At 66.0% G+C, this 18,949-nt stretch carries 14 protein-coding genes and 1 pseudogene; 10 read left to right on the top strand and 5 right to left on the bottom strand.

Annotated features, from left to right (window positions below):
- Positions 1–10: 10 nt before the first annotated feature.
- On the bottom strand, positions 11–1,345 hold the full coding sequence (locus ACQCSY_RS23835) for an MFS transporter (RefSeq protein ID WP_427136614.1): 1,335 nt from the start codon (positions 1,343–1,345) through the stop codon (positions 11–13).
- A 250-nt stretch (positions 1,346–1,595) separates the two neighbouring features.
- Here ACQCSY_RS23835 and glyA point away from each other — a divergent pair, with 250 nt between their 5' ends.
- From glyA to ACQCSY_RS23795, 8 genes and pseudogenes are all read left to right on the top strand, one after another.
- The gene (glyA, locus tag ACQCSY_RS23830; RefSeq protein WP_427136312.1) at positions 1,596–2,951 is read left to right on the top strand and encodes a serine hydroxymethyltransferase; all 1,356 of its coding nucleotides are present in this window, start codon (positions 1,596–1,598) and stop codon (positions 2,949–2,951) included.
- Positions 2,948–4,168 (top strand): sarcosine oxidase subunit beta family protein, encoded by a 1,221-nt coding sequence (locus ACQCSY_RS23825; RefSeq protein WP_427136310.1) that lies wholly within the window; start codon positions 2,948–2,950, stop codon positions 4,166–4,168. Before glyA ends, ACQCSY_RS23825 begins: the two co-directional genes overlap by 4 nt.
- Before the next feature lie 11 nt (positions 4,169–4,179).
- Positions 4,180–4,473: pseudogene (locus ACQCSY_RS23820) on the top strand (sarcosine oxidase subunit delta); the annotation flags it as partial.
- Between the two features lie 17 nt (positions 4,474–4,490).
- Positions 4,491–7,448: a sarcosine oxidase subunit alpha family protein gene (locus ACQCSY_RS23815; RefSeq protein WP_427136308.1), complete on the top strand. Its 2,958-nt coding sequence runs from the start codon at positions 4,491–4,493 to the stop codon at positions 7,446–7,448.
- The gene (locus ACQCSY_RS23810) at positions 7,441–8,076 is read left to right on the top strand and encodes a sarcosine oxidase subunit gamma (protein ID WP_427136306.1); all 636 of its coding nucleotides are present in this window, start codon (positions 7,441–7,443) and stop codon (positions 8,074–8,076) included. Before ACQCSY_RS23815 ends, ACQCSY_RS23810 begins: the two co-directional genes overlap by 8 nt.
- Positions 8,076–9,491, top strand: a complete 1,416-nt coding sequence (locus ACQCSY_RS23805; RefSeq protein ID WP_427136304.1) for an L-serine ammonia-lyase — start codon at positions 8,076–8,078, stop codon at positions 9,489–9,491. The genes ACQCSY_RS23810 and ACQCSY_RS23805 overlap by 1 nt, the downstream gene beginning before the upstream one ends.
- Positions 9,492–9,494: 3 nt before the next feature.
- A complete protein-coding gene (gene purU / locus ACQCSY_RS23800; RefSeq protein ID WP_427136303.1) occupies positions 9,495–10,373 on the top strand; it encodes a formyltetrahydrofolate deformylase in 879 nt (292 codons plus the stop codon).
- A 280-nt stretch (positions 10,374–10,653) separates the two neighbouring features.
- Complete coding sequence (locus ACQCSY_RS23795; RefSeq protein WP_427136301.1) at positions 10,654–11,097, top strand: SRPBCC family protein; 444 nt, start codon at positions 10,654–10,656, stop codon at positions 11,095–11,097.
- A gap of 611 nt (positions 11,098–11,708) precedes the next feature.
- Here ACQCSY_RS23795 and ACQCSY_RS23790 read toward each other — a convergent pair.
- From ACQCSY_RS23790 to hisC, 3 genes are all read right to left on the bottom strand, one after another.
- Positions 11,709–12,797 carry an IS630 family transposase gene (locus ACQCSY_RS23790; protein WP_427136299.1) on the bottom strand — a complete coding sequence of 363 codons (1,089 nt, stop codon included), beginning with the start codon at positions 12,795–12,797 and terminating at the stop codon, positions 11,709–11,711.
- 103 nt (positions 12,798–12,900) lie between these two features.
- On the bottom strand, positions 12,901–14,313 hold the full coding sequence (locus ACQCSY_RS23785; RefSeq protein WP_427136297.1) for an amino acid permease: 1,413 nt from the start codon (positions 14,311–14,313) through the stop codon (positions 12,901–12,903).
- Between the two features lie 53 nt (positions 14,314–14,366).
- A complete protein-coding gene (gene hisC, locus ACQCSY_RS23780) occupies positions 14,367–15,464 on the bottom strand; it encodes a histidinol-phosphate transaminase (RefSeq protein ID WP_427136295.1) in 1,098 nt (365 codons plus the stop codon).
- Between the two features lie 93 nt (positions 15,465–15,557).
- On the opposite strand from hisC, the gene ACQCSY_RS23775 reads away from it, so the two are divergent.
- On the top strand, positions 15,558–16,061 hold the full coding sequence (locus tag ACQCSY_RS23775; protein ID WP_427136293.1) for an Lrp/AsnC family transcriptional regulator: 504 nt from the start codon (positions 15,558–15,560) through the stop codon (positions 16,059–16,061).
- A gap of 119 nt (positions 16,062–16,180) precedes the next feature.
- Positions 16,181–17,836, top strand: a complete 1,656-nt coding sequence (locus ACQCSY_RS23770; RefSeq protein ID WP_427136291.1) for a thiamine pyrophosphate-binding protein — start codon at positions 16,181–16,183, stop codon at positions 17,834–17,836.
- 255 nt (positions 17,837–18,091) lie between these two features.
- On the opposite strand, the gene ACQCSY_RS23765 is transcribed toward ACQCSY_RS23770, so the two are convergent.
- Positions 18,092–18,349 carry a hypothetical protein gene (locus tag ACQCSY_RS23765; protein ID WP_354184670.1) on the bottom strand — a complete coding sequence of 86 codons (258 nt, stop codon included), beginning with the start codon at positions 18,347–18,349 and terminating at the stop codon, positions 18,092–18,094.
- Positions 18,350–18,949 lie beyond the last annotated feature (600 nt).

Below are 18,949 nucleotides of genomic sequence, written 5' to 3'. Positions count from 1 at the left end.
GCCGGCCGGACTATTCGTGGCGCAGCGGCTCTTTGCTGGTTTCACGGGAAAGGATGACGGCGACCAGGGAGATGACTGCGGCGCCGACCAGGTACCAGGCCGGAGCCAGATCGCTGGCCGTGGCCGCGATCAGCAGGGTGGCCATGAACGGGGCGGTGCCGCCGAAGAGAGCGTTGGAGAGGTTGAAGCTGACCGCGAAGCCGCTGTAGCGGACGCGGGTCGGGAACATTTCCGCCAGGAAGCTGGGCAGTGTTCCGTCATTGAGGGTGAGCATGGCGCCCAGCAGGATCTGGACGAGGACGATCACCAGGAAGTTCCCGGTTCCCAGCAGGGCGAAGGCGGGCACCGTCAGCACGATGAACGTGATGGATGCGGCGATGAGGACCTTTTTGCGCCCATAGCGGTCGGAGAGCATTCCGGTCAGGAAGATGAACCCGATGTACGTCAGCAGGGCGATGGTGGTCGCCAGATAGGATTCGGTTGCGCCGAGGCCCAGCTCCGAGGACAAATAGGTCGGCATGTAGCTGAGAATCACGTAGAAGCCGACGGCGTTGAGCAGTACGGCTCCGACTGCCTGCAGCAGCTGCCGCCAGTGGTTCCGGAACAGGCTGGAGATGGGAGCCTTGATGGCCTCGCCCTCGGCTTCCAGTTCGCGGAACACGGGGGTGTCCTCGAGCCTGGTCCGGATGTAGCGTCCGATCAGGCCCATCGGGGCGGCCAGGAGGAACGGCAGGCGCCAGCCCCAGCTTTGCATGGCCTCGGAGCTGAGCAGAACGGTCAGCAGACCAGCGAGCAGTGAACCGAGCAGCAGGCCTGCTGCGGTGCTGGCGGGAACGACCGCGGCGTAGAGTCCGCGCTTGTTGGCTGGCGCGTACTCCACCAGGAAGGCAGAGGCGCCGGCGTATTCACCGGAGGCGGAGAAGCCCTGGGCCACCCGGACGATCAGGAGCAGGATCGGAGCCCAGACGCCGATGGCGTTATAGCCCGGGATCAGTGCGATGCAGAACGTCGCCGCCGACATGATCAGGATTGACACGGAGAGTGCGTTCCGCCGGCCGACCCGGTCGCCGATACGGCCCCAGACGAAGCCGCCCAGCGGCCTCACCATGAACGAAATGGCGAACAGGGCGAAGGTCAGCAGAAGCCCGGTCTGAGGATTGGATTGGGGGAAGAAGACCGCGGAAATTGTCGCGGCCAGATAGCCGTAGACGGCGTAATCGAACCACTCGACGAAGTTGCCGATGAAGCTTGCCATGATGACCCGCCGGCGGGTGTCCTTGCTGACCCCGTCACCGTTGACGTGCAGTGGCTGGCCGTTCGCCGGCAAGGGCGGGCCCGCCGGCATTGAGGTTGTTTCGTTACTCATATGTCCACCAATGATTTGGGTTGCATTCAACGCAACGCTGTTGCATCAGACTAGGCGTGACGCAGACCACAGTCAAGACATTTTTCTGTACGCTGCGTTAATTTATCCGTGAAGAATGAATTGCCGAAAGTGATTGACCCAACACTCCAGGTGGCTCTAGAGTTGCATTCAACGCAACACGGTTGCAAATTTCATCCGGTTGTTTCACTTTGAACTGAAAGAGGTCACCATGACGGGCACCGTCAATGAATCCCTGGCCGGAGTCGACACGGAGGTTGCGCAGGCCATCGGACAGGAACTCATCCGCCAGCAGTCAACTCTGGAGATGATTGCCTCCGAGAACTTCGCGCCGTCCGCTGTCATGGAGGCACAGGGCTCGGTCCTCACGAACAAGTACGCGGAGGGTTACCCGGGCAAGCGGTACTACGGCGGCTGTGAGCACGTGGACGTGATCGAACAGCTCGCCATCGACCGGGTGAAGGCCCTGTTCGGCGCAGAGGCCGCCAACGTCCAGCCGCACTCGGGCGCGCAGGCCAACGCCGCGGCCATGTTCGCCCTCCTGGATCCGGGCGACACGATCATGGGACTGTCCCTGGCCCATGGCGGCCACCTCACCCACGGCATGCGCATCAACTTCTCCGGCAGGCTCTACAACGTCGTCCCTTACCACGTGAGCAAAGACGATCATCTGGTGGACATGGCAGAGGTGGAGGCCCTGGCTCTGGAGCACCGCCCCAAACTGATTGTGGCCGGCTGGTCCGCCTACTCCCGGCAGCTGGACTTCGCCGGGTTCCGCCGGATCGCCGACCTGGTGGGCGCCTACCTGATGGTGGACATGGCGCACTTCGCCGGCCTCGTGGCCGCGGGACTGCACCCGAACCCGGTCCCGTACGCGGACGTCGTCACCACCACCACGCACAAGACCCTGGGCGGCCCGCGCGGCGGAGTGATCCTCAGCAAGGAACAGTACGCGCGCAAGATCAACAGCGCGGTCTTCCCCGGACAGCAGGGCGGTCCGCTGGAACACGTGATCGCGGCCAAGGCCGTCGCCTTCAAAATCGCCGCCTCCGAAGAATTCAGGGAACGCCAGGAGCGCACCCTGGAAGGCGCCCGGATCCTGGCCGCCCGGCTGTTGAAGGACGACGTCGGAGCCGCCGGCATTTCGGTGGTGAGCGGCGGCACCGATGTGCATCTGGTCCTGGTGGATCTCCGCAACTCGGAGCTGGACGGCCAGCAGGCCGAAGACCGGCTGCACCGGATCGGCATCACGGTGAACCGCAACGCGGTGCCGTTCGACCCGCGCCCGCCGATGGTCTCTTCCGGCCTGCGGGTCGGTACCCCGGCGCTGGCCACGCGCGGCTTCGGCGCCCAGGAATTCACCGAGGTGGCGGACATCATCGCGACAGCGCTCACATCCCCCGCGGTGGATGACCTGCCCGGCGAGGCGACCGAGGCCGGCCTCCGCCGCCGCGTCAGCGCCCTGGCGGCACAATTCCCGCTCTACCCGCACCTTTCTCTTGACGGCGCCGGCAGCGGCGCAGCGGCAACAGGGCTTGAGGCAGAACTGATTGGAGCAGCACAATGAGCACGGACCAGCTTCCGGAACACCCGGACTTCCTCTGGCACAACCCCGAGCCGAAATCCTCCTACGACGCCGTGATTGTCGGCGGCGGCGGGCACGGCCTGGCCACCGCCTACTACCTGGCCAAGAACCACGGCATGACCAACATCGCCGTCCTGGAAAAGGGCTGGCTGGCCGGCGGGAACATGGCCCGGAACACCACCATCATCCGCTCCAACTACCTCTGGGACGAGAGCGCCGCCATCTACGAGCACGCCCTCAAACTGTGGGAGATCCTGCCCGAGGAGCTCGAGTACGATTTCCTGTTCAGCCAGCGCGGCGTGATGAACCTGGCCCACACCCTGGGCGATGTGCGCGAGAGCATCCGCCGGGTCGGGGCGAACAAGCTCAACGGCGTCGACGCCGAATGGCTGGACCCGGCCCAGGTCAAGGAACTCTGCCCGATCCTGAACATCAACGACAACATCCGCTACCCCGTCATGGGCGCCACCTACCAGCCCCGGGCAGGGATCGCCAAGCACGACCACGTCGCCTGGGCCTTCGCCCGCAAATGCGACGAGCTCGGCGTGGACATCATCCAGAACTGCGAAGTCACCGGCTTCCTCAAGGACGGCAACCGTGTGACGGGCGTCAAGACCAGCCGCGGCACCATCCACACCGAAAAGGTCGGCCTGTGCGCGGCCGGCCACAGCTCCGTGCTGGCCGAAATGGCCGGCTTCCGGCTGCCGATCCAATCCCACCCGCTCCAGGCCCTGGTCTCGGAGCTGCACGAGCCGGTCCACCCCACGGTGGTGATGTCCAACCACGTCCACGTCTACGTCTCCCAGGCGCACAAGGGCGAACTGGTGATGGGCGCCGGCGTGGATTCCTACAACGGCTACGGCCAGCGCGGTTCCTTCCACGTCATCGAGCACCAGATGGCCGCCGCCGTCGAACTCTTCCCGATCTTCGCCAGGGCCCATGTGCTCCGGACCTGGGGCGGGATCGTGGACACCACACTGGACGCCTCCCCGATCGTGGGCACCACGCCGGTGGAGAACATGTTCGTGAACTGCGGCTGGGGGACCGGCGGCTTCAAGGGAACCCCCGCGGCGGGACTGACGTTCGCGCACACCATCGCCACCGGAACCCCGCACACGCTCAACAAGCCCTTCGCGCTGGAACGCTTCGAAACCGGTGCCCTGATCGACGAACACGGCGCCGCCGCCGTGGCCCACTAGAAAGGCCGGCCATGCTGCTGATCCCCTGCCCCGACTGCGGCCCCCGGGACGAAACCGAATTCTCCTACGGCGGCCAGGCCCACGTGGCCTACCCCGACAACCCGGCCGCCCTGAGCGACCGCGAATGGGCCGAGTACCTGTTCTACCGGGCCAACACCAAAGGCGCCTTCGCCGAACGCTGGCTGCACAGCACCGGCTGCCGGCAATGGTTCAACATGCTCCGCGACACCGTCAGCTACGACATCCAGGCCGTCTACCGGATGGGCGAACCCCGCCCCGACACCGGCACCACCACCCCCGCTTCCCCGGAAGGAGCACTCAAATGACCGCTCAGCCGCAGCCCGCCCGTCTTAGCACCGGCGGCCGCATCGACCGAAGCGTCACCTGGCGGTTCACCCTGGACGGCCGCGAATTTACCGCCCACCCGGGGGACACCCTCGCCTCCGCGCTCCTGGCCAACGGCCGCCTCCGGGCCGGCAACTCGCTGTACGAGAACAGGCCCCGCGGGATCATCGCAGCCGGGGTGGAGGAACCCAACGCCCTGGTCAAGGTGGCCGCCCGCTTCCCCGGTCACGTTGCGGAGTCCATGCTGCCTGCCACCACCGTGTCGCTCGTGGACGGCCTCAACGCCGAACTGCTCAACGGCCTGGGCCGGCTGGACCCGAACGAGGACCGTGCCGAGTACGACAAGAAGTACGTCCACACCGACGTCCTGGTGGTCGGCGGCGGACCCGCCGGCCTGGCCGCAGCACGGGAGGCCGTCCGCACCGGCGCCCGGGTCATCCTGATCGACGACCAGCCCGAACTCGGCGGGTCCCTGCTGTCAGGTTCCGGGCTCTCCGGGTCCACCGATCCGGCACGTGGTGAGACGATCGAGGGCCGGCCGGCACTGGACTGGGTGGCCGACGTTGAAGCCGAACTGATCTCCGCGGCGGAATGCACCGTGCTGAACCGCACCACAGCCTTCGGCTCCTACGACGCCAACTACGTCATCGCCGCCCAGAACCGCACCGACCACCTCACCACCCCGGCCGCGCCCGGCGTGTCCCGCCAGCGGATCTGGCACATCCGGGCCGCACAGGTGGTCCTCGCCCCCGGCGCCCATGAACGCCCGCTGGTCTTCGAGAACAACGACCGCCCCGGCATCATGCTCGCCTCCGCGGTCCGCAGCTACCTCAACCGCTACGCGGTCAAGGCCGGGTCCCGGGTGGTCATCAGCACCACCAACGACAGCGCCTACAGCCTCGCCGCCGACCTTCTGGCCGCGGGCATTACCGTCGAGGCAGTCGTGGACGCACGCGGGCAGCTCAGCGAAACCGCCGCCGCAGCGGCAGCCACCGGCACCCGGGTGCTGATCGGCAGCGCCGTCGCCAACACCACAGGCCAGGAACGGCTCCTGGGCGTCACTGTCCGCAGCATCAACGACGACGGCGAACTCACCTCAGGCATCGAACAGCTCTCCTGCGACCTGCTGGCCGTCTCCGGTGGCTGGAGCCCGGTGGTGCACCTGCACAGCCAGCGCCAGGGCAAACTGCGCTGGGACGAGGACCTGGCAGCCTTCGTGCCCGGCAGCGTGGTTCCCAACCAGCACGTGGCCGGCTCGGGCCGCGGAAGCTTCGAACTCGACGACTGCCTGGCCGAAGGCAGCTCCGCCGGGGCCGCGGCAGCCATCGCCGCCGGCTTCAGCTCCGCCGTCGAACCCTCAACGCCGGAGGCGCCGCGCCCTTCCGCCCCGATCCGCCAGTTGTGGCTGGTGCCCGGGCAGAACGGCGGACCGGAGGACTGGCACCACCACTTCGTGGACTTCCAGCGCGACCAGTCCGTCGCCGACGTCCTGCGCTCCACCGGGGCCGGGATGCGCTCGGTGGAGCACATCAAGCGCTACACCTCGATCAGCACCGCCAACGACCAGGGCAAGACCTCCGGCGTCAACGCCATCGGCGTCATCGCCGCGGCCCTCAAGCACGGCGGCGGCGGAACGGCCGGGATCGGGGAGATCGGCACCACCGCCTACCGGGCCCCGTTCACGCCGGTCGCGTTCGCGGCCCTGGCCGGCCGCCAGCGCGGCGAACTCTTCGATCCCGCACGCGTGACCTCCCTCCACCCCTGGCATGCGGCACGGGGCGCCCTGTTTGAGGACGTCGGCCAGTGGAAGCGGCCCTGGTACTACCCGCAGGCCGGCGAGGACATGGACTCCGCGGTGCTGCGTGAATGCGCCGCCGTCCGGGATTCGGTGGGGTTCATGGACGCCACCACGCTGGGCAAGATCGAGATCCGCGGCAAGGACGCCGGCGAATTCCTGAACCGCATCTACACCAACGCGTTCAAGAAACTGGCGCCGGGTTCGGCCCGTTACGGCGTGATGTGCACGCCGGACGGAATGATCTTCGACGACGGCGTGACCCTGCGCCTGGATGAGGACCGCTACTTCATGACGACCACCACCGGTGGCGCCGCGAAGGTCCTGGACTGGCTGGAGGAATGGCTGCAGACCGAGTGGCCGGAACTGGACGTGCACTGCACCTCGGTGACGGAACAGTGGTCCACCATCGCTGTCGTCGGACCGAAATCCCGTGCGGTGCTGGCCAAGCTGGCCCCGCAGCTTGCGGCAAACGGCGGGTTGGAGGCTGAGGCTTTCCCGTTCATGACCTTCCGGGAAACCACCCTGGCCTCCGGCGTGCGGGCGCGGATCTGCCGGATCTCGTTCTCCGGCGAGCTCGCCTACGAAATCAACGTTCCGTCCTGGTACGGGCTCAACACCTGGGAAGCCGTGGCAGCGGCCGGTGCGGAATTCAACATCACCCCGTACGGCACCGAAACGATGCACGTGCTGCGGGCCGAGAAGGGCTACCCGATCGTCGGCCAAGACACCGACGGGACCGTTACCCCGCAGGATGCCGGCATGGAATGGATCGTCTCGAAGGCCAAGGACTTCATCGGCAAGCGCTCCTACTCCCGTGAGGACGCCCAGCGCCATGACCGCCGACACCTCGTCAGTGTCCTGCCGGTGGACGGGACGCTCCGGCTGCCCGAAGGCACGCAGCTCGTGGAAAAGGGCATCACCGTGAACCCCGCCTACGGCCCCGTGCCGATGCAGGGGTTCGTGACCTCCAGCTACCACAGCGCCGCCCTGGGAAGATCATTCGCCCTCGCACTGATCAAGAACGGACGCAACCGGATCGGTGAAACCCTGGTGGCCGCCGCCGGAAACCAGCTGGTCGACGTCGTCGTAGCAGAAACAGTACTTTTTGACCCTGAAGGGAACCGCAAAGATGGCTGATACAGCAGCAATCGCAAATTCAAAAAAAATCCGGACTATCCGACAAAGCCCGGCGTCAGTCCTGAGAGAAGCCTTTGAAGCAGGGTCTGTTGCGGGCATCGTGGAACTGCAGGAGCTTCAGTTTCTGACCATGGCGGGCGTCAGAGTGGATCCAGACACCGAAGCCGGGACGCGGGTTGCCTCCGTGACAGGAGGCCTGCCGCCGCGTTCAGGTGAAGTACGTAGCACGGGCGACACCGCCGTGCTGTGGCTCGGTCCCACCGAATTCCTGGTCGTGGCGCCCACAGATGCCCACGAGTCCCTCGGCGGCGACCTGCTCCAGGCACTGCGTGCAGCGCTGTCAGACGGCGAAGGCCAGGTGGTTGACCTCTCCGCCAACCGCACGACGTTCGAACTCAGCGGCCCGCGGGCGCGCGCCGTGCTGGAAAAGGGATGCTCCCTGGACCTTCACGCCCGGGTCTTCAGCTCCGGGACCGCGCTGTCCACTGAAATCGGCAACATCCCCGCCATCCTCTGGAAGACCGGAGAAGAGGTCTACCGAATCTTCCCCCGGGCTTCCTTCGCTGAGTTCCTGGGCCGCTGGCTCCTCGATGCCATGCGCGAATATGCCTCTCCCGAGGTCCCCTGATGGCACTCAGCGTCCTGGACCTCTTCTCCGTTGGCATCGGGCCCTCGTCCTCCCACACGGTCGGCCCGATGCGGGCAGCGAAACGGTTCGCCGACGGGCTGAGCGACGAGGGCCAACTCCCGGCCACCGTCCGGGTCCAGGCGGAGCTGTTCGGTTCCCTCGGTGCCACCGGCCGGGGCCACGGATCGGACAAGGCCGTAGTACTCGGGCTCCAGGGCCAGGACCCAGAGACTGTGGACACCGGCACGGCCGATGACCAGGTGGCGGCAGCCGCCCTGGACGCCGAACTCCGTCTCGCCGGCCACCACCGCGTCGACTTCAACTGGGACGAGGACGTGGTGCTGCACCGGCGCAAGTCCCTGCCGGCGCACCCCAACGGCATGACCTTCCGGGCACTGGACTATTCCGGGGCAGTGCTCCGGGAACGCAGCTACTACTCGATCGGCGGCGGCTTCGTCGTGGACGGCGACGCACAAGGGGCGGACCAGGTGGTGGCAGACGACACCGTACTGCCCTACCCTTTCACCACCGCCGATGAGCTCCTGGACATCTGCCGCCGGGAGGACCTGTCCATTTCCGATGTCATGCTCGCCAACGAACTGGTCTGGCGCAGTGAGGCCGAACTCAGGGAAAAGCTCCTGGCACTGTGGGCGGTCATGCGCCAATGCGTGGACAACGGCTGCAATGCCGAAGGCATCCTGCCCGGCGGGCTGAACGTCAAACGGCGCGCTCCGTCTCTGTTCCGGACACTGGCGGCGTCCGCCGCCAGCGCGGACGCCGCAGCCGGCAGCCCGTCCCTCGCCCAGGTGTCCGCTGACCCGCTGCTCGCCATGGAATGGGTCAACCTGTTCGCCCTTGCAGTCAACGAAGAGAACGCCGCAGGCGGCCGGATCGTCACCGCCCCCACCAACGGCGCGGCCGGGATCGTTCCCGCCGTGCTGCACTACTACCTCAAGTTCGTCCCCGGAGCCAACGACGACGGCGTCATCCGCTTCCTCCTGGCCGCGGCAGCCGTCGGGATCCTGTTCAAGACCAATGCCTCCATCTCCGGCGCCGAAGTCGGCTGCCAGGGCGAGGTCGGCTCGGCGTGCTCCATGGCGGCCGCCGGGCTCTGCGAAGTCCTGGGCGGTACCCCTGCGCAGGTGGAGAACGCCGCGGAAGTCGGCATCGAGCACAACCTCGGCCTGACCTGCGATCCCGTCGGCGGGCTCGTGCAGATCCCCTGCATCGAACGCAACGCCATCGCCGCCGTCAAAGCCATCAACGCCGCGAGGCTGGCGCTGCACGGGGACGGCAGCCACAAAGTATCCCTGGACAAGGCCATCAAAACCATGCGTGAGACAGGAGCCGACATGAAAACCAAATACAAGGAAACCTCCCGCGGAGGCCTCGCGGTGAACGTGATCGAGTGCTGAGCCGTGGAAACCACGAACAACAGCACCCCTGAATACGTTCTGACTCTCGATTGCCCGGAACAGCCGGGAATCGTGCACGCCGTTTCCGGCTTCCTGCTGGAACACAGCTGCGACATTGTGGACAACCACCAATACGGACAGCGCGGAGATGGATCGGAGGGCCATTTCTTCATGAGGATGCATTTCGCGTCCAACGGAGTCGACACCTTGGAAGAATTACGGTCCGCGTTCGCGCACCTAGCGGAACGGTACGGCATGAGCTGGCAGCTGGAGCGCCACGGGTCCCGGCGCAAGGTGCTGATCATGGTCTCCAAGTTCGGCCACTGCCTCAACGATCTGCTCTTTCGTGCCAGGATAGGCGAGCTCCCGGTGGATGTCGTCGCCGTCGTGTCCAACCACACGGACCACCAGACCCTGGTCGAATGGCACGGCATTCCGTTCTTCCACATCCCCGTCACCCCCGACACCAAGGCCAACGCGGAGGCAAGACTTCTCCAACTCGTGGACGACCTGGACGTCGAACTCGTGGTCCTGGCGCGCTACATGCAGGTCCTCAGCGATAATCTGACCCGGAGACTGGATGGTCGTGCCATCAACATCCACCATTCATTTTTGCCCAGTTTCAAAGGCGCAAAACCATACCACCAGGCGTATGCCCGCGGCGTGAAAACGGTCGGCGCCACCGCACACTACGTCAACAGCGAGCTGGACGAGGGGCCCATCATTTCGCAGCAGGTAGTGGAGGTCGACCACACCTACGGCCCCGAAGACCTCGTCGCCGCAGGCCGGGACACCGAGTGCAAGGCACTCAGCAATGCCGTGCGTTGGCATTGCGAGGGACGGGTGATACTGCAGGGGAACAGAACCGTGGTGCTCAGGTAGGCACCCCGGAGCGTCCCGGGCTGCCGACCCACGACCGCGGGAGGCGGAGGCGATTACGGCCCGAGGGAACAGGCTCGCTCCGCCCGGTTTTGTCGGATACCAACAACGGCGCCAACGCCTTCCAGATCCTAGGAAAGTAGACGCCCAGGGCTGCACTTCGAGAAGGCGCGACACGCCGCCGATTTTCGTTCCATAATTGTTCCCCTTAGGGCGTCCCGCGGAGACCGTTCAGAACAACTTTCGGGACGGTGAAGACCCGCTCGGCTGTCATACTCTGACGATGGCTGTCTCCTTCGAATGCACTACCCGGTCGCGCATACCCAGGCCGGAGTTTTTTGATCTTGCCCGCAGCATCGACGCGCACAAGGGCTCGATGGCGCGGTCACGTGAGGAGGCCGTCGCTGGGGTCAGGACCGGCCTGATCTCGTTGGGGCACGAGGTCACCTGGCGGGCCTGGCACTTCGGTGTCCCGATCCGGATCACCGAGATGCGCGCCCCGGACTATTTCGTCGATGAACAGGTCAGGGGCCCGTTCCGGCGCTTCCGGCACGTCCATGAATTCCGCGAGGATTCCGAGGGGACCCTGATGGTGGACCGGATCGAGTTCGCGGCCCCGTTCGGTCCAGTCGGGCGGGTGGTCGAGAAGCTGGTGCTGGCCGGCTACCTCCAGAAACTCATCGAGACAAGGAACCGGTACCTCACCGCGGACGCGAAGCACGGATAACGCCTCCCTTCTACCGGGTACGGTCCGCCTGGCAGTCAGTTGCCGATTTGGGAACTGGGGGACCCTGGCCACGGCGCCCGCCGGTCATCTCAGCAAAGGATCCTTTACTGAGATGGCAGCGGACGAAGTGGCTGGAGTCCACATTTCGTCAATCGGCAACTCACTACCGGAGGTTGGTTGTCACATTCAGAAGTCGCGTGCACGTTATGTCAGAAGCCCTCTGCACCGTCGATCCGGGATGCCGTTTCCAGATCTGGCTCCATGATCGGGTGGTCTTGGACGAGCCAGACGCTGACTTCGTCACCCTAATGGACGGCCCCCTTCCCGCCCCTCTTCGAGCCAGACCCAAAAAATCGAGGCATCCGCGGCAATAGCGTCGATGAAACCGATACGGGCGGACTCCTCTTCCCGTCGAATACCAACCCTGTCTCCCTGTCTCAGCTGTGTCCACGCACTGGTCCCGGATGTCCGAGTGGGCGAAGGTGGTCCTAGGACGCCATTGTGCCTTTGGCTCTCAAGTCGACCCCCTTACCAGCCGCGGTCGGCGAGGCGGTGGGGCTGCGGGATTTCGTCGACGTTGAGACGGTGTGGACAACGGCTAGTGGTGTGTCTCAGTTTTGCTTAACGGCTTCGAGTGCGACACGGCCGCGGGCTACCTTTGCAAGGATGCTGTCGGCGGTCGCGGTCCAGACCAGGGGCTTGGGCTCGTTGTTGTGGGAGGCGAGGTAGTCCTCGATCGCTGAGATCAGATCCGGTACGGAGTGGAAGGCGCCGCGCCGCAGGGCCTTGTCGGTCAGCTCGCGGAACCACCGCTCGACCAGGTTCAACCAGGACGAGGAGGTCGGGGTGAAATGCAGGTGAAACCGGGGATGTTTGTCCAGCCAGGCTCTGACGTTGGCGTGTTTGTGGGTGGCGTAGTTGTCCAGGATCAGGTGCACGTCCAGTTCTGCCGGCACGTTCTTCTCAACCGTTTTGAGGAACGCCAGGAACTCGCCGTGCCGGTGTTTGGGCAGGCAGGATCCGATCACCTTGCCGGTGGCAACGTCCAGGGCGGCGAACAGGGTCGTGGTGCCGTTGCGCTTGTAGTCGTGGGTCATCGTTTCCCCGCGGCCCTTCTTCATCGGCAGCGAGGGCTGGGTCCGGTCCAGCGCCTGGATGGAGGACTTCTCGTCCATGCACAACACGATCGCCTGCTCGGGCGGATTCAGATACAGGCCCACCACATTGATGAGTTTCTCCTCAAACCTCGGGTCCGTGGAGAGCTTGAACGCCTCAACCCGGTGCGGCTTCAGCCCCCGGGCCGCCCAGATCCGCTGCACCTGCGCCGGGGAAACCCCGGACCTGGCGGCCATGGTCCGCACCGACCAGTGCGTCTGCCCGTCCGGCTTCGAGTTCCGCGTCAGCTCGACGATCTCGTCGATCTTGGACTGCGGGATCACCGGCTTCCGGCCCCGTCCGGCACGGACCCTGCCCAGCTTCGCCAGCCCCTCCTCCTCGAACCGGGCCCGCCACGCGCGCACCGTCCCCGGGGTCACACCGGCAACCTTCGCGATCCACTCGTTCGCCAGCCCGTCCGCGGACATCAGCAGCACCTGGGCCCGCTGCACCTCGCGATGGGAGGCCGTCTGCGACTTCGACAACACCTCCAACGCGGCACGCTGACCATCTGAGACCGAAAGGGCGGGAGCAGGATTCGTCATGCCATCAGATTAACAGACCACCCATTATCTATTTTGGAGACACACCACTAGGAGCAGGACAACTGTATGTGCACCGAACCCCAAAGTGGTTACAGCACCCGATTCAGTCGACGAGCACCGAAGCCTTGGCTTTCTCCGATGCTTCGACACGGCCCGCAATCTTCCTAGAACGGTGGTGCAGCCAGTTCGCCACCGCCAGCACCCCCACAAGAAGAAAAGTGCTCAGGAGCTGGGGCCGGGAATCCTCTCCGATGAAGCCCACCGTGAAGATCGCCGCGAGGATGAGGAGGCCAAAGCCCGTCAGCCACGGGAAGCCGGGCATCCGCAGGGGAAGCTCCGTTCCTTCGCGGTCGGCGCGAAGGCGCAGCGCGAGCTGGGCCAGGAGCGCGGACGTCCACACCAGCAGGCAAGTCGAGCCCACAATGTTGAGCAGGACGGGAAGGACCTTTTCGGGGAAGGCCAGCTCCAGCACAACCGTGACCACACCGAAGGCAACGCTGGCCAGGACCGCGACCACCGGTACCCGGGCCTTCGACACGGAGGCAAGCAGGCGCGGCGCCTCGCCCCGCTCAGCCAGGGAGAATGCCATCCGGGAGGCACCGTAGAGGTTGGCGTTAAGGGCGGAGAGCAGTGCTGCCACGGCTACCAGGGTGATGGCGGTGGCTGCGCCGGGCATGCCCGCGGCGTCCAGCACCGCTGCGAACGGGCTCTTCAGCCCCGCCGAACCCACGGGAACCACAGCCGCGATGATGAAGATCGCGCCGATGTAGAAGATGAGGATGCGCCACAGCACCGTCCGGACTGCCTTCTTCACGCTGCGGGCCGGCTCGGCGGTTTCAGCTGCCGCCACCGAGACGATCTCAGTGCCGCCGAACGCGAAGGCCACCACGAAGAGTGCCGTGGCAATCCCGGCGAACCCGCTGGGTGCGAATCCGGCACCCGTGAAGTTGGACAGGCCCGGCGACTGGACGCCCGGCAGCCAGCCGAAGAGCAGGGCGGCGCCCACCAGGAGGAAACCGACGATCGCCGCCACCTTGAGCAGCGCAAACCAGAACTCGAACTCGCCGAAGTTCTTGACGCTGGTGAGGTTGACGGCGGTGAGCACCACGATGAACACAAAGGCCATCAGCCACACCGGCAGGGCGGGGAAGATGGTGGCCAGCAGGCCTGCCGCACCGAGCGCCTCGGCGGCGATGACAACCACCAGCTGCAGCCACCAGAGCCAGCCCACCGTGGCACCGGCCACCGGCCCGTAGGCCTTGGCGGTATAGACGGAGAAGGCACCGCTGTCCGGATTGGCGGCAGCCATCTCGCCGAGGGCCCACATCACCAGGATGATGAGCGTGCCGGCCACGAGGTAGGAGATCAGCACCGCCGGGCCGGCAGCCTGGATGCCCGCGCCGGAGCCGATGAAGAGGCCCGCGCCAATCGCGCTTCCCAAGCCCATCATGGTGAGCTGGCGGGGTTTAAGGGCCGCGCCGAGGGCGCGGGCAGACGTCTTTGTCTGTTGTTCCATTGAGGATTCCTCTGGTTGTAGGTGGAACGGGTTGGTAAAAGCTGAGTCAGTTGTCAGGCTGCGTGGGCTTCCAGGAGCCTGAGCACGCGGTCGTTGGAGGCGGGATCGGCAACGGTGATCCGCACGCCGTCGCCCTGGTACGCGCGGACCAGGATGCTTGCGCGGTCGAACGCGTCCACCAGCCCCGCGAGGAGGCTTTCATCCGCGCGGATCCACAGGAAATTGCCCTGGCTCGGCTGCAGTTTCCAGCCCTGGGCTTCCAGCTGCGCTGCCATCCGGGCGCGCTCCTCCCTGACGGCGGCCACCCGCGCTTCCATCTCCTCGCCCGCGTCCAGCGAAGCGATGGCCGCCTTCTGGGCCAGCGCGCTCACCGCGAAGGGAAGAGCGGTCCGGCGCAGTCCTTCCGCAATGACCGGCGCCGCCACGGCGTATCCCACGCGCAGACCGGCGAGTCCGTAGGCCTTCGAGAAGGTCCGCAGGATGCAGACGTTCGGGTACCGGCGGTAGAGCGCCAGGGAATCGGGGCCGCTGCCCGCTGCGGCGTATTCCACGTAGGCCTCGTCGATCACCACGAGGATGTCGGAGCGGACGGATTGCAGGAAGGCCTCGATGCGTTCGTGGCTGATGGGCACGCCGGTGGGATTGTTGGGGGTGCAGAGCAGGATGACCTTGGTGCGGTCAGTGACGGCCGCGGCCATGGCATCGAGGTCGTGGCCCTCAGCCTCGTCCAGCGGGATGCGGACCGGCCGGGCGCCTGCCAGCTCAACCAGGATGGGATAGGCCTCGAAGGAGCGCCACGCGATAATTACGTCATCCCCGGCGTCGCACAGTCCGGTGATGATCTGCTGGAGGACGCCCACACTGCCGGGCCCCACGGCGATCTCCCCGGCGGTGACGCCCAGGTGCCGGGCGATCCGTTCGCGGAGTTCGACGGCGGCCGAATCCGGGTAGCGGTTCATGGTGCCCGCCGCTTCGGCCACCGCAGCGGCGGCGGCAGGCAGCGGTTCGTAGTGGCTTTCATTGCTGGCAAGGGCTGCGACGTCCGCCCCGGCGCTGCGCCGGCCCGGGACGTAGGGCGGAAGTCCGGCCACCGCCCCACGAAGGGTGGGGAGCGCGGTGTCCGGTGCGGTCAGGAGCTGATCACGGGTCATGAAGATTGATCATGATTGTGACCCCGCCCACAATGCAAGATACCCTCAACCCATTGGGACTTCTGCTCAACTTCAAGTGACTGTGGTGAAAATATGACCATTCCCAACTCCCGCACCCTGGATTCCCTCGACGGCAGGATCATCCTGGCCCTCGACAAGGATCCCGAAGCCAGCGCCCTGGCACTCTCCCGGACGCTCGGCGTCGCACGCAACACGGTCCACGCGCGGCTGGCTAGGCTCGAAGGCAGCGGCGCCCTCCGCTCCTTCAGCCGGAGACTGGACCCCGCCGCGCTTGGCTATGACCTGATGGCCTTCCTCTCACTGTCCATCAGCCAGACGCGGACAGGCGCAGTGGAAGACGGGCTCGCCGCAATTCCGGAGGTCATCGAGGTGCACGCCACCACCGGGGACGCGGACCTCATGGCCAAGGTGGTGGCACGCGGCACGGCCGATCTCTACCGCATCACCAACCAGATCCTGGAAATCGAGGGAATCCAACGGACCAGCACGGCCATTTCCGTACTGGAACTCATGCCGCCCCGCTACGACGGCCTCCTGAGCCGGCTGTCAGAGCAGGAATCCCGCGCTTCAACCTAAGGATGGGTGATCCAGGCCACAAGTGGTCACATTTTCACTTCCTACCGGTTCCGCTGCCAAATATCCCAAACAGAACCGGCTCTCTTGCCTATCCGTGAGTCACGCCACAAGCTTCCTGCATGACTACACTTACCGTCTCCGGCCGCGTGGCGCAGGTTCTCAGCAGCTACCTCACCGATGTCTTCGGCGTCATGGGCAACGGCAACGTCTACTTCCTGGACGCCGCGGAGAAGCTGGGCCTTCGCTTCTCCCCCGTCCGGCACGAAGGCGCCGCCATCGCCGCAGCCGACGCCTACTACCGGGCGTCGGGACGCCTCGCAGCAGGCACCACCACCTACGGCCCTGGCTACACCAACGCGCTCACCGCCCTGGCCGAGGCGGTCCAGGCGCAGATCCCCGTTGTGCTGGTCACCGGGGATGCTCCGAGCAGCGGCGCCCGGCCCCAGGACGTGGACCAGGCGGCAATCGCCGCGGGCCTCGGCGCGGCCACCTTCACCGTCACCCGCGAGTCCGCGGGCTCCATCACCCGGCAGGCGGTGGAGTACGCACTCACCAAGCGCACCGCCGTCGTGATTGCCATCCCCTACGACCTCGCGGCACTCAAGGCGGCAGATGAAGAACTTCCGGCGCCGTTGGCACCTACGGTGACGCACGACGCCGGCGACCTCGGGCAGGCAGCCCGCCTGCTCGCCGGGGCCAAGCGGCCGCTGATCCTCGCCGGCCGCGGTGCGCACCTCGCCGGCGCCGCCCCGGAACTCCGCGAGCTCGCCGACCGCCTGGGCGCGCTGACCGCCGGAACCGCCCTGGCGCTCAACCTTCTTCAGGGCGAGGGATACCTCGGCGTCGCCGGCGGCTTCGGCACGGACACCGCGGCCGGGCTTATGGGCGAGGCTGATGTGGTTCTCGTGGCCGGGGCAAGCCTGAGCCCCTTCACCATGCGGTTCGGGCACCTGCTTGGCCCGGACAGCACCGTCATCCAGATCGACACCGCCCTGCAGCCAACGCACCCGCGGGTGGACCTTTTTGTCAGCGCGGACGTGAAATCCGCGGCGGGACGCATCCTCCGAATGCTGGATTGCGGACCTTCGGGCAACGCGTGGCGCGCGGAGGCCCGCAGGCGCCTGGCCGAAGGACCGGCCCACCACCCAGGCGCCGACGAGACCACGGATGGCCGGCTGGACCCGCGCACCCTTGCCACAGCCTTGGACGCCGTGCTGCCGGAGCGCCGCACGGTGGTCCAGGACGGCGGGCACTTCCTCGGCTGGGCACCCATGTACTGGCGCATCCCGCGGCCCCAGGACCTGGTGATGGTGGGGACCGCCTACCAGACCATCGGGCTCGGCCTCGCCAGCGCCGTCGGGGCAGCCCGTGCGGTGGAGGACGGCCGCACCCTGGTGCTGGCCTCGGGCGACGGCGGCTTCCTGATGGGCCTGTCCGACCTCGAATCGCTGATCGGCGCGGCGAGCAGCGCCGTCGTCGTCATCTACAACGATGCCGCCTACGGAGCCGAAGTCCATCAGTACGGCTCCCAGGGCCTGACCGAAAAGCCCATGCTGATCCCCGAGGTGGACTTCAGCGGCATCGCCCGCGCACTCGGTGCCAAATCCGCAATCATCCGCTCACTGGCGGACCTTTCTGCGCTCAGGGACTGGATCGACGCCGGCGCCAAGGGAACCTTCGTGGCCGACTGCCGGATTACGTCGAGTGTCCGGGCTCCGTGGCTGAGCGAGTGGATGGAGGCCTCGCAGGCTGCGAAGGCGGCGGTGGCGGGCTAGCCCCGGGCTTAGTGGCGACACTGCGATCTCATTGCGGACTGCGAGGTGCCAAATAGCGCTGCGAAAAGACCGCCATTTATCGCTGCAAGTCACACCGCCAAACAGCGATCAAGTTCAAATTTGGCCCCGCGCCGCTTCCATCCGTCTCAGCAAGGGATCCTTTCCTGAGACCCAGCTAGCGGCCCGGGAAACGTACGGTTGGCCCGGTCCATGGCGGGAGTCACCGCCAGCGTCGAATCGATGACCGGGTGCCCTTTAGGAAGCGGCCGACCCCTGGCCGGGAACCTCCGTGGCGATGCCGGCCCGGGGGACACGGACGATTTCAAGATCGGCCATGTCCAATAAACGGCGGCCGCCGGTTAGTTCGTCCATGATCCAGAACAGCCCGTGCTCCGGGATCCTCTCTGTCACCCGCCCCTGGTGAACGAGGGCGGCCCCGTACCGGGCCGCGATGAGGTCCCCGGACGCGAGGTCATGGCAGTTCTTAACAACAGTCTCTTCACTCATGGTCATGTGGCCGCTGCCTTTCTAAAGGGTTTCCGTTCTCACAGAGTGCACGTTCAAGGCTGCACGAAAGTTTCCGCCGTGTGAGTTTTTCCGTTCTCACCCCGGGCATCGCCTTTACCCGTTCGGTTTGCGCGGTGCGGCCGGGGGCCACCCAGCAGCAGCACTTTCCTCCCCGGGAAACCACGATCAGAGCCTACGGGAGGAAAAGCCGTGAACGAATCCTCAACCTTGGGCTTCGCCCTGACTTACGCCGTCCCGGGACGTCACGTTCGCCGAGGATGATTCTCAAGCGGCACAGGAAACGCGCCTCGCTGCGAAACCTAGCCATCAGCCTCTGCCAGATGGCCAAAACAACCAACATAGCCAAAGCCACCCGACACGCCGCCAGAAAAGCCCACCGGGACCTAAAACTCACCGGAATCGACCCGCGCCCATGGCCGCGGCGAACTTCTGCGTGAATTCGGCAGCCACGGACTCCTGGACGGACCTACGAGGAAAGTAGTCATAGAGTTTTTTCCTAAATAACGTGAAGAACGGTGAGGGCCCGTCAAGGAATTGACGGGCCCTCACCGTTCTTCGATTGATCAGCTCGATTGGCGGGGCCCG

It is taken from the genome of Pseudarthrobacter sp. S9 (genome assembly GCF_050156545.1).
Lineage (GTDB): Bacteria > Actinomycetota > Actinomycetes > Actinomycetales > Micrococcaceae > Arthrobacter.
This window is presented reverse-complemented; position numbering and strand designations above follow the sequence as displayed.

Bases quoted from the DNA above. Each gene is read 5' to 3' on its own strand.
- ACQCSY_RS23775 (WP_427136293.1), top strand. From the start codon at position 15,558: ATGACCATTCCCAACTCCCGCACCCTGGATTCCCTCGACGGCAGGATC.
- ACQCSY_RS23770 (WP_427136291.1), top strand. From the start codon at position 16,181: ATGACTACACTTACCGTCTCCGGCCGCGTGGCGCAGGTTCTCAGCAGC.
- ACQCSY_RS23795 (WP_427136301.1), top strand. From the start codon at position 10,654: ATGGCTGTCTCCTTCGAATGCACTACCCGGTCGCGCATACCCAGGCCG.
- ACQCSY_RS23765 (WP_354184670.1), bottom strand. From the start codon at position 18,349: ATGACCATGAGTGAAGAGACTGTTGTTAAGAACTGCCATGACCTCGCG.
- ACQCSY_RS23790 (WP_427136299.1), bottom strand. From the start codon at position 12,797: ATGACGAATCCTGCTCCCGCCCTTTCGGTCTCAGATGGTCAGCGTGCC.
- glyA (WP_427136312.1), top strand. From the start codon at position 1,596: ATGACGGGCACCGTCAATGAATCCCTGGCCGGAGTCGACACGGAGGTT.
- ACQCSY_RS23815 (WP_427136308.1), top strand. From the start codon at position 4,491: ATGACCGCTCAGCCGCAGCCCGCCCGTCTTAGCACCGGCGGCCGCATC.
- ACQCSY_RS23835 (WP_427136614.1), bottom strand. From the start codon at position 1,345: ATGCCGGCGGGCCCGCCCTTGCCGGCGAACGGCCAGCCACTGCACGTC.
- ACQCSY_RS23805 (WP_427136304.1), top strand. From the start codon at position 8,076: ATGGCACTCAGCGTCCTGGACCTCTTCTCCGTTGGCATCGGGCCCTCG.
- ACQCSY_RS23785 (WP_427136297.1), bottom strand. From the start codon at position 14,313: ATGGAACAACAGACAAAGACGTCTGCCCGCGCCCTCGGCGCGGCCCTT.
- ACQCSY_RS23825 (WP_427136310.1), top strand. From the start codon at position 2,948: ATGAGCACGGACCAGCTTCCGGAACACCCGGACTTCCTCTGGCACAAC.
- hisC (WP_427136295.1), bottom strand. From the start codon at position 15,464: ATGACCCGTGATCAGCTCCTGACCGCACCGGACACCGCGCTCCCCACC.
- ACQCSY_RS23810 (WP_427136306.1), top strand. From the start codon at position 7,441: ATGGCTGATACAGCAGCAATCGCAAATTCAAAAAAAATCCGGACTATC.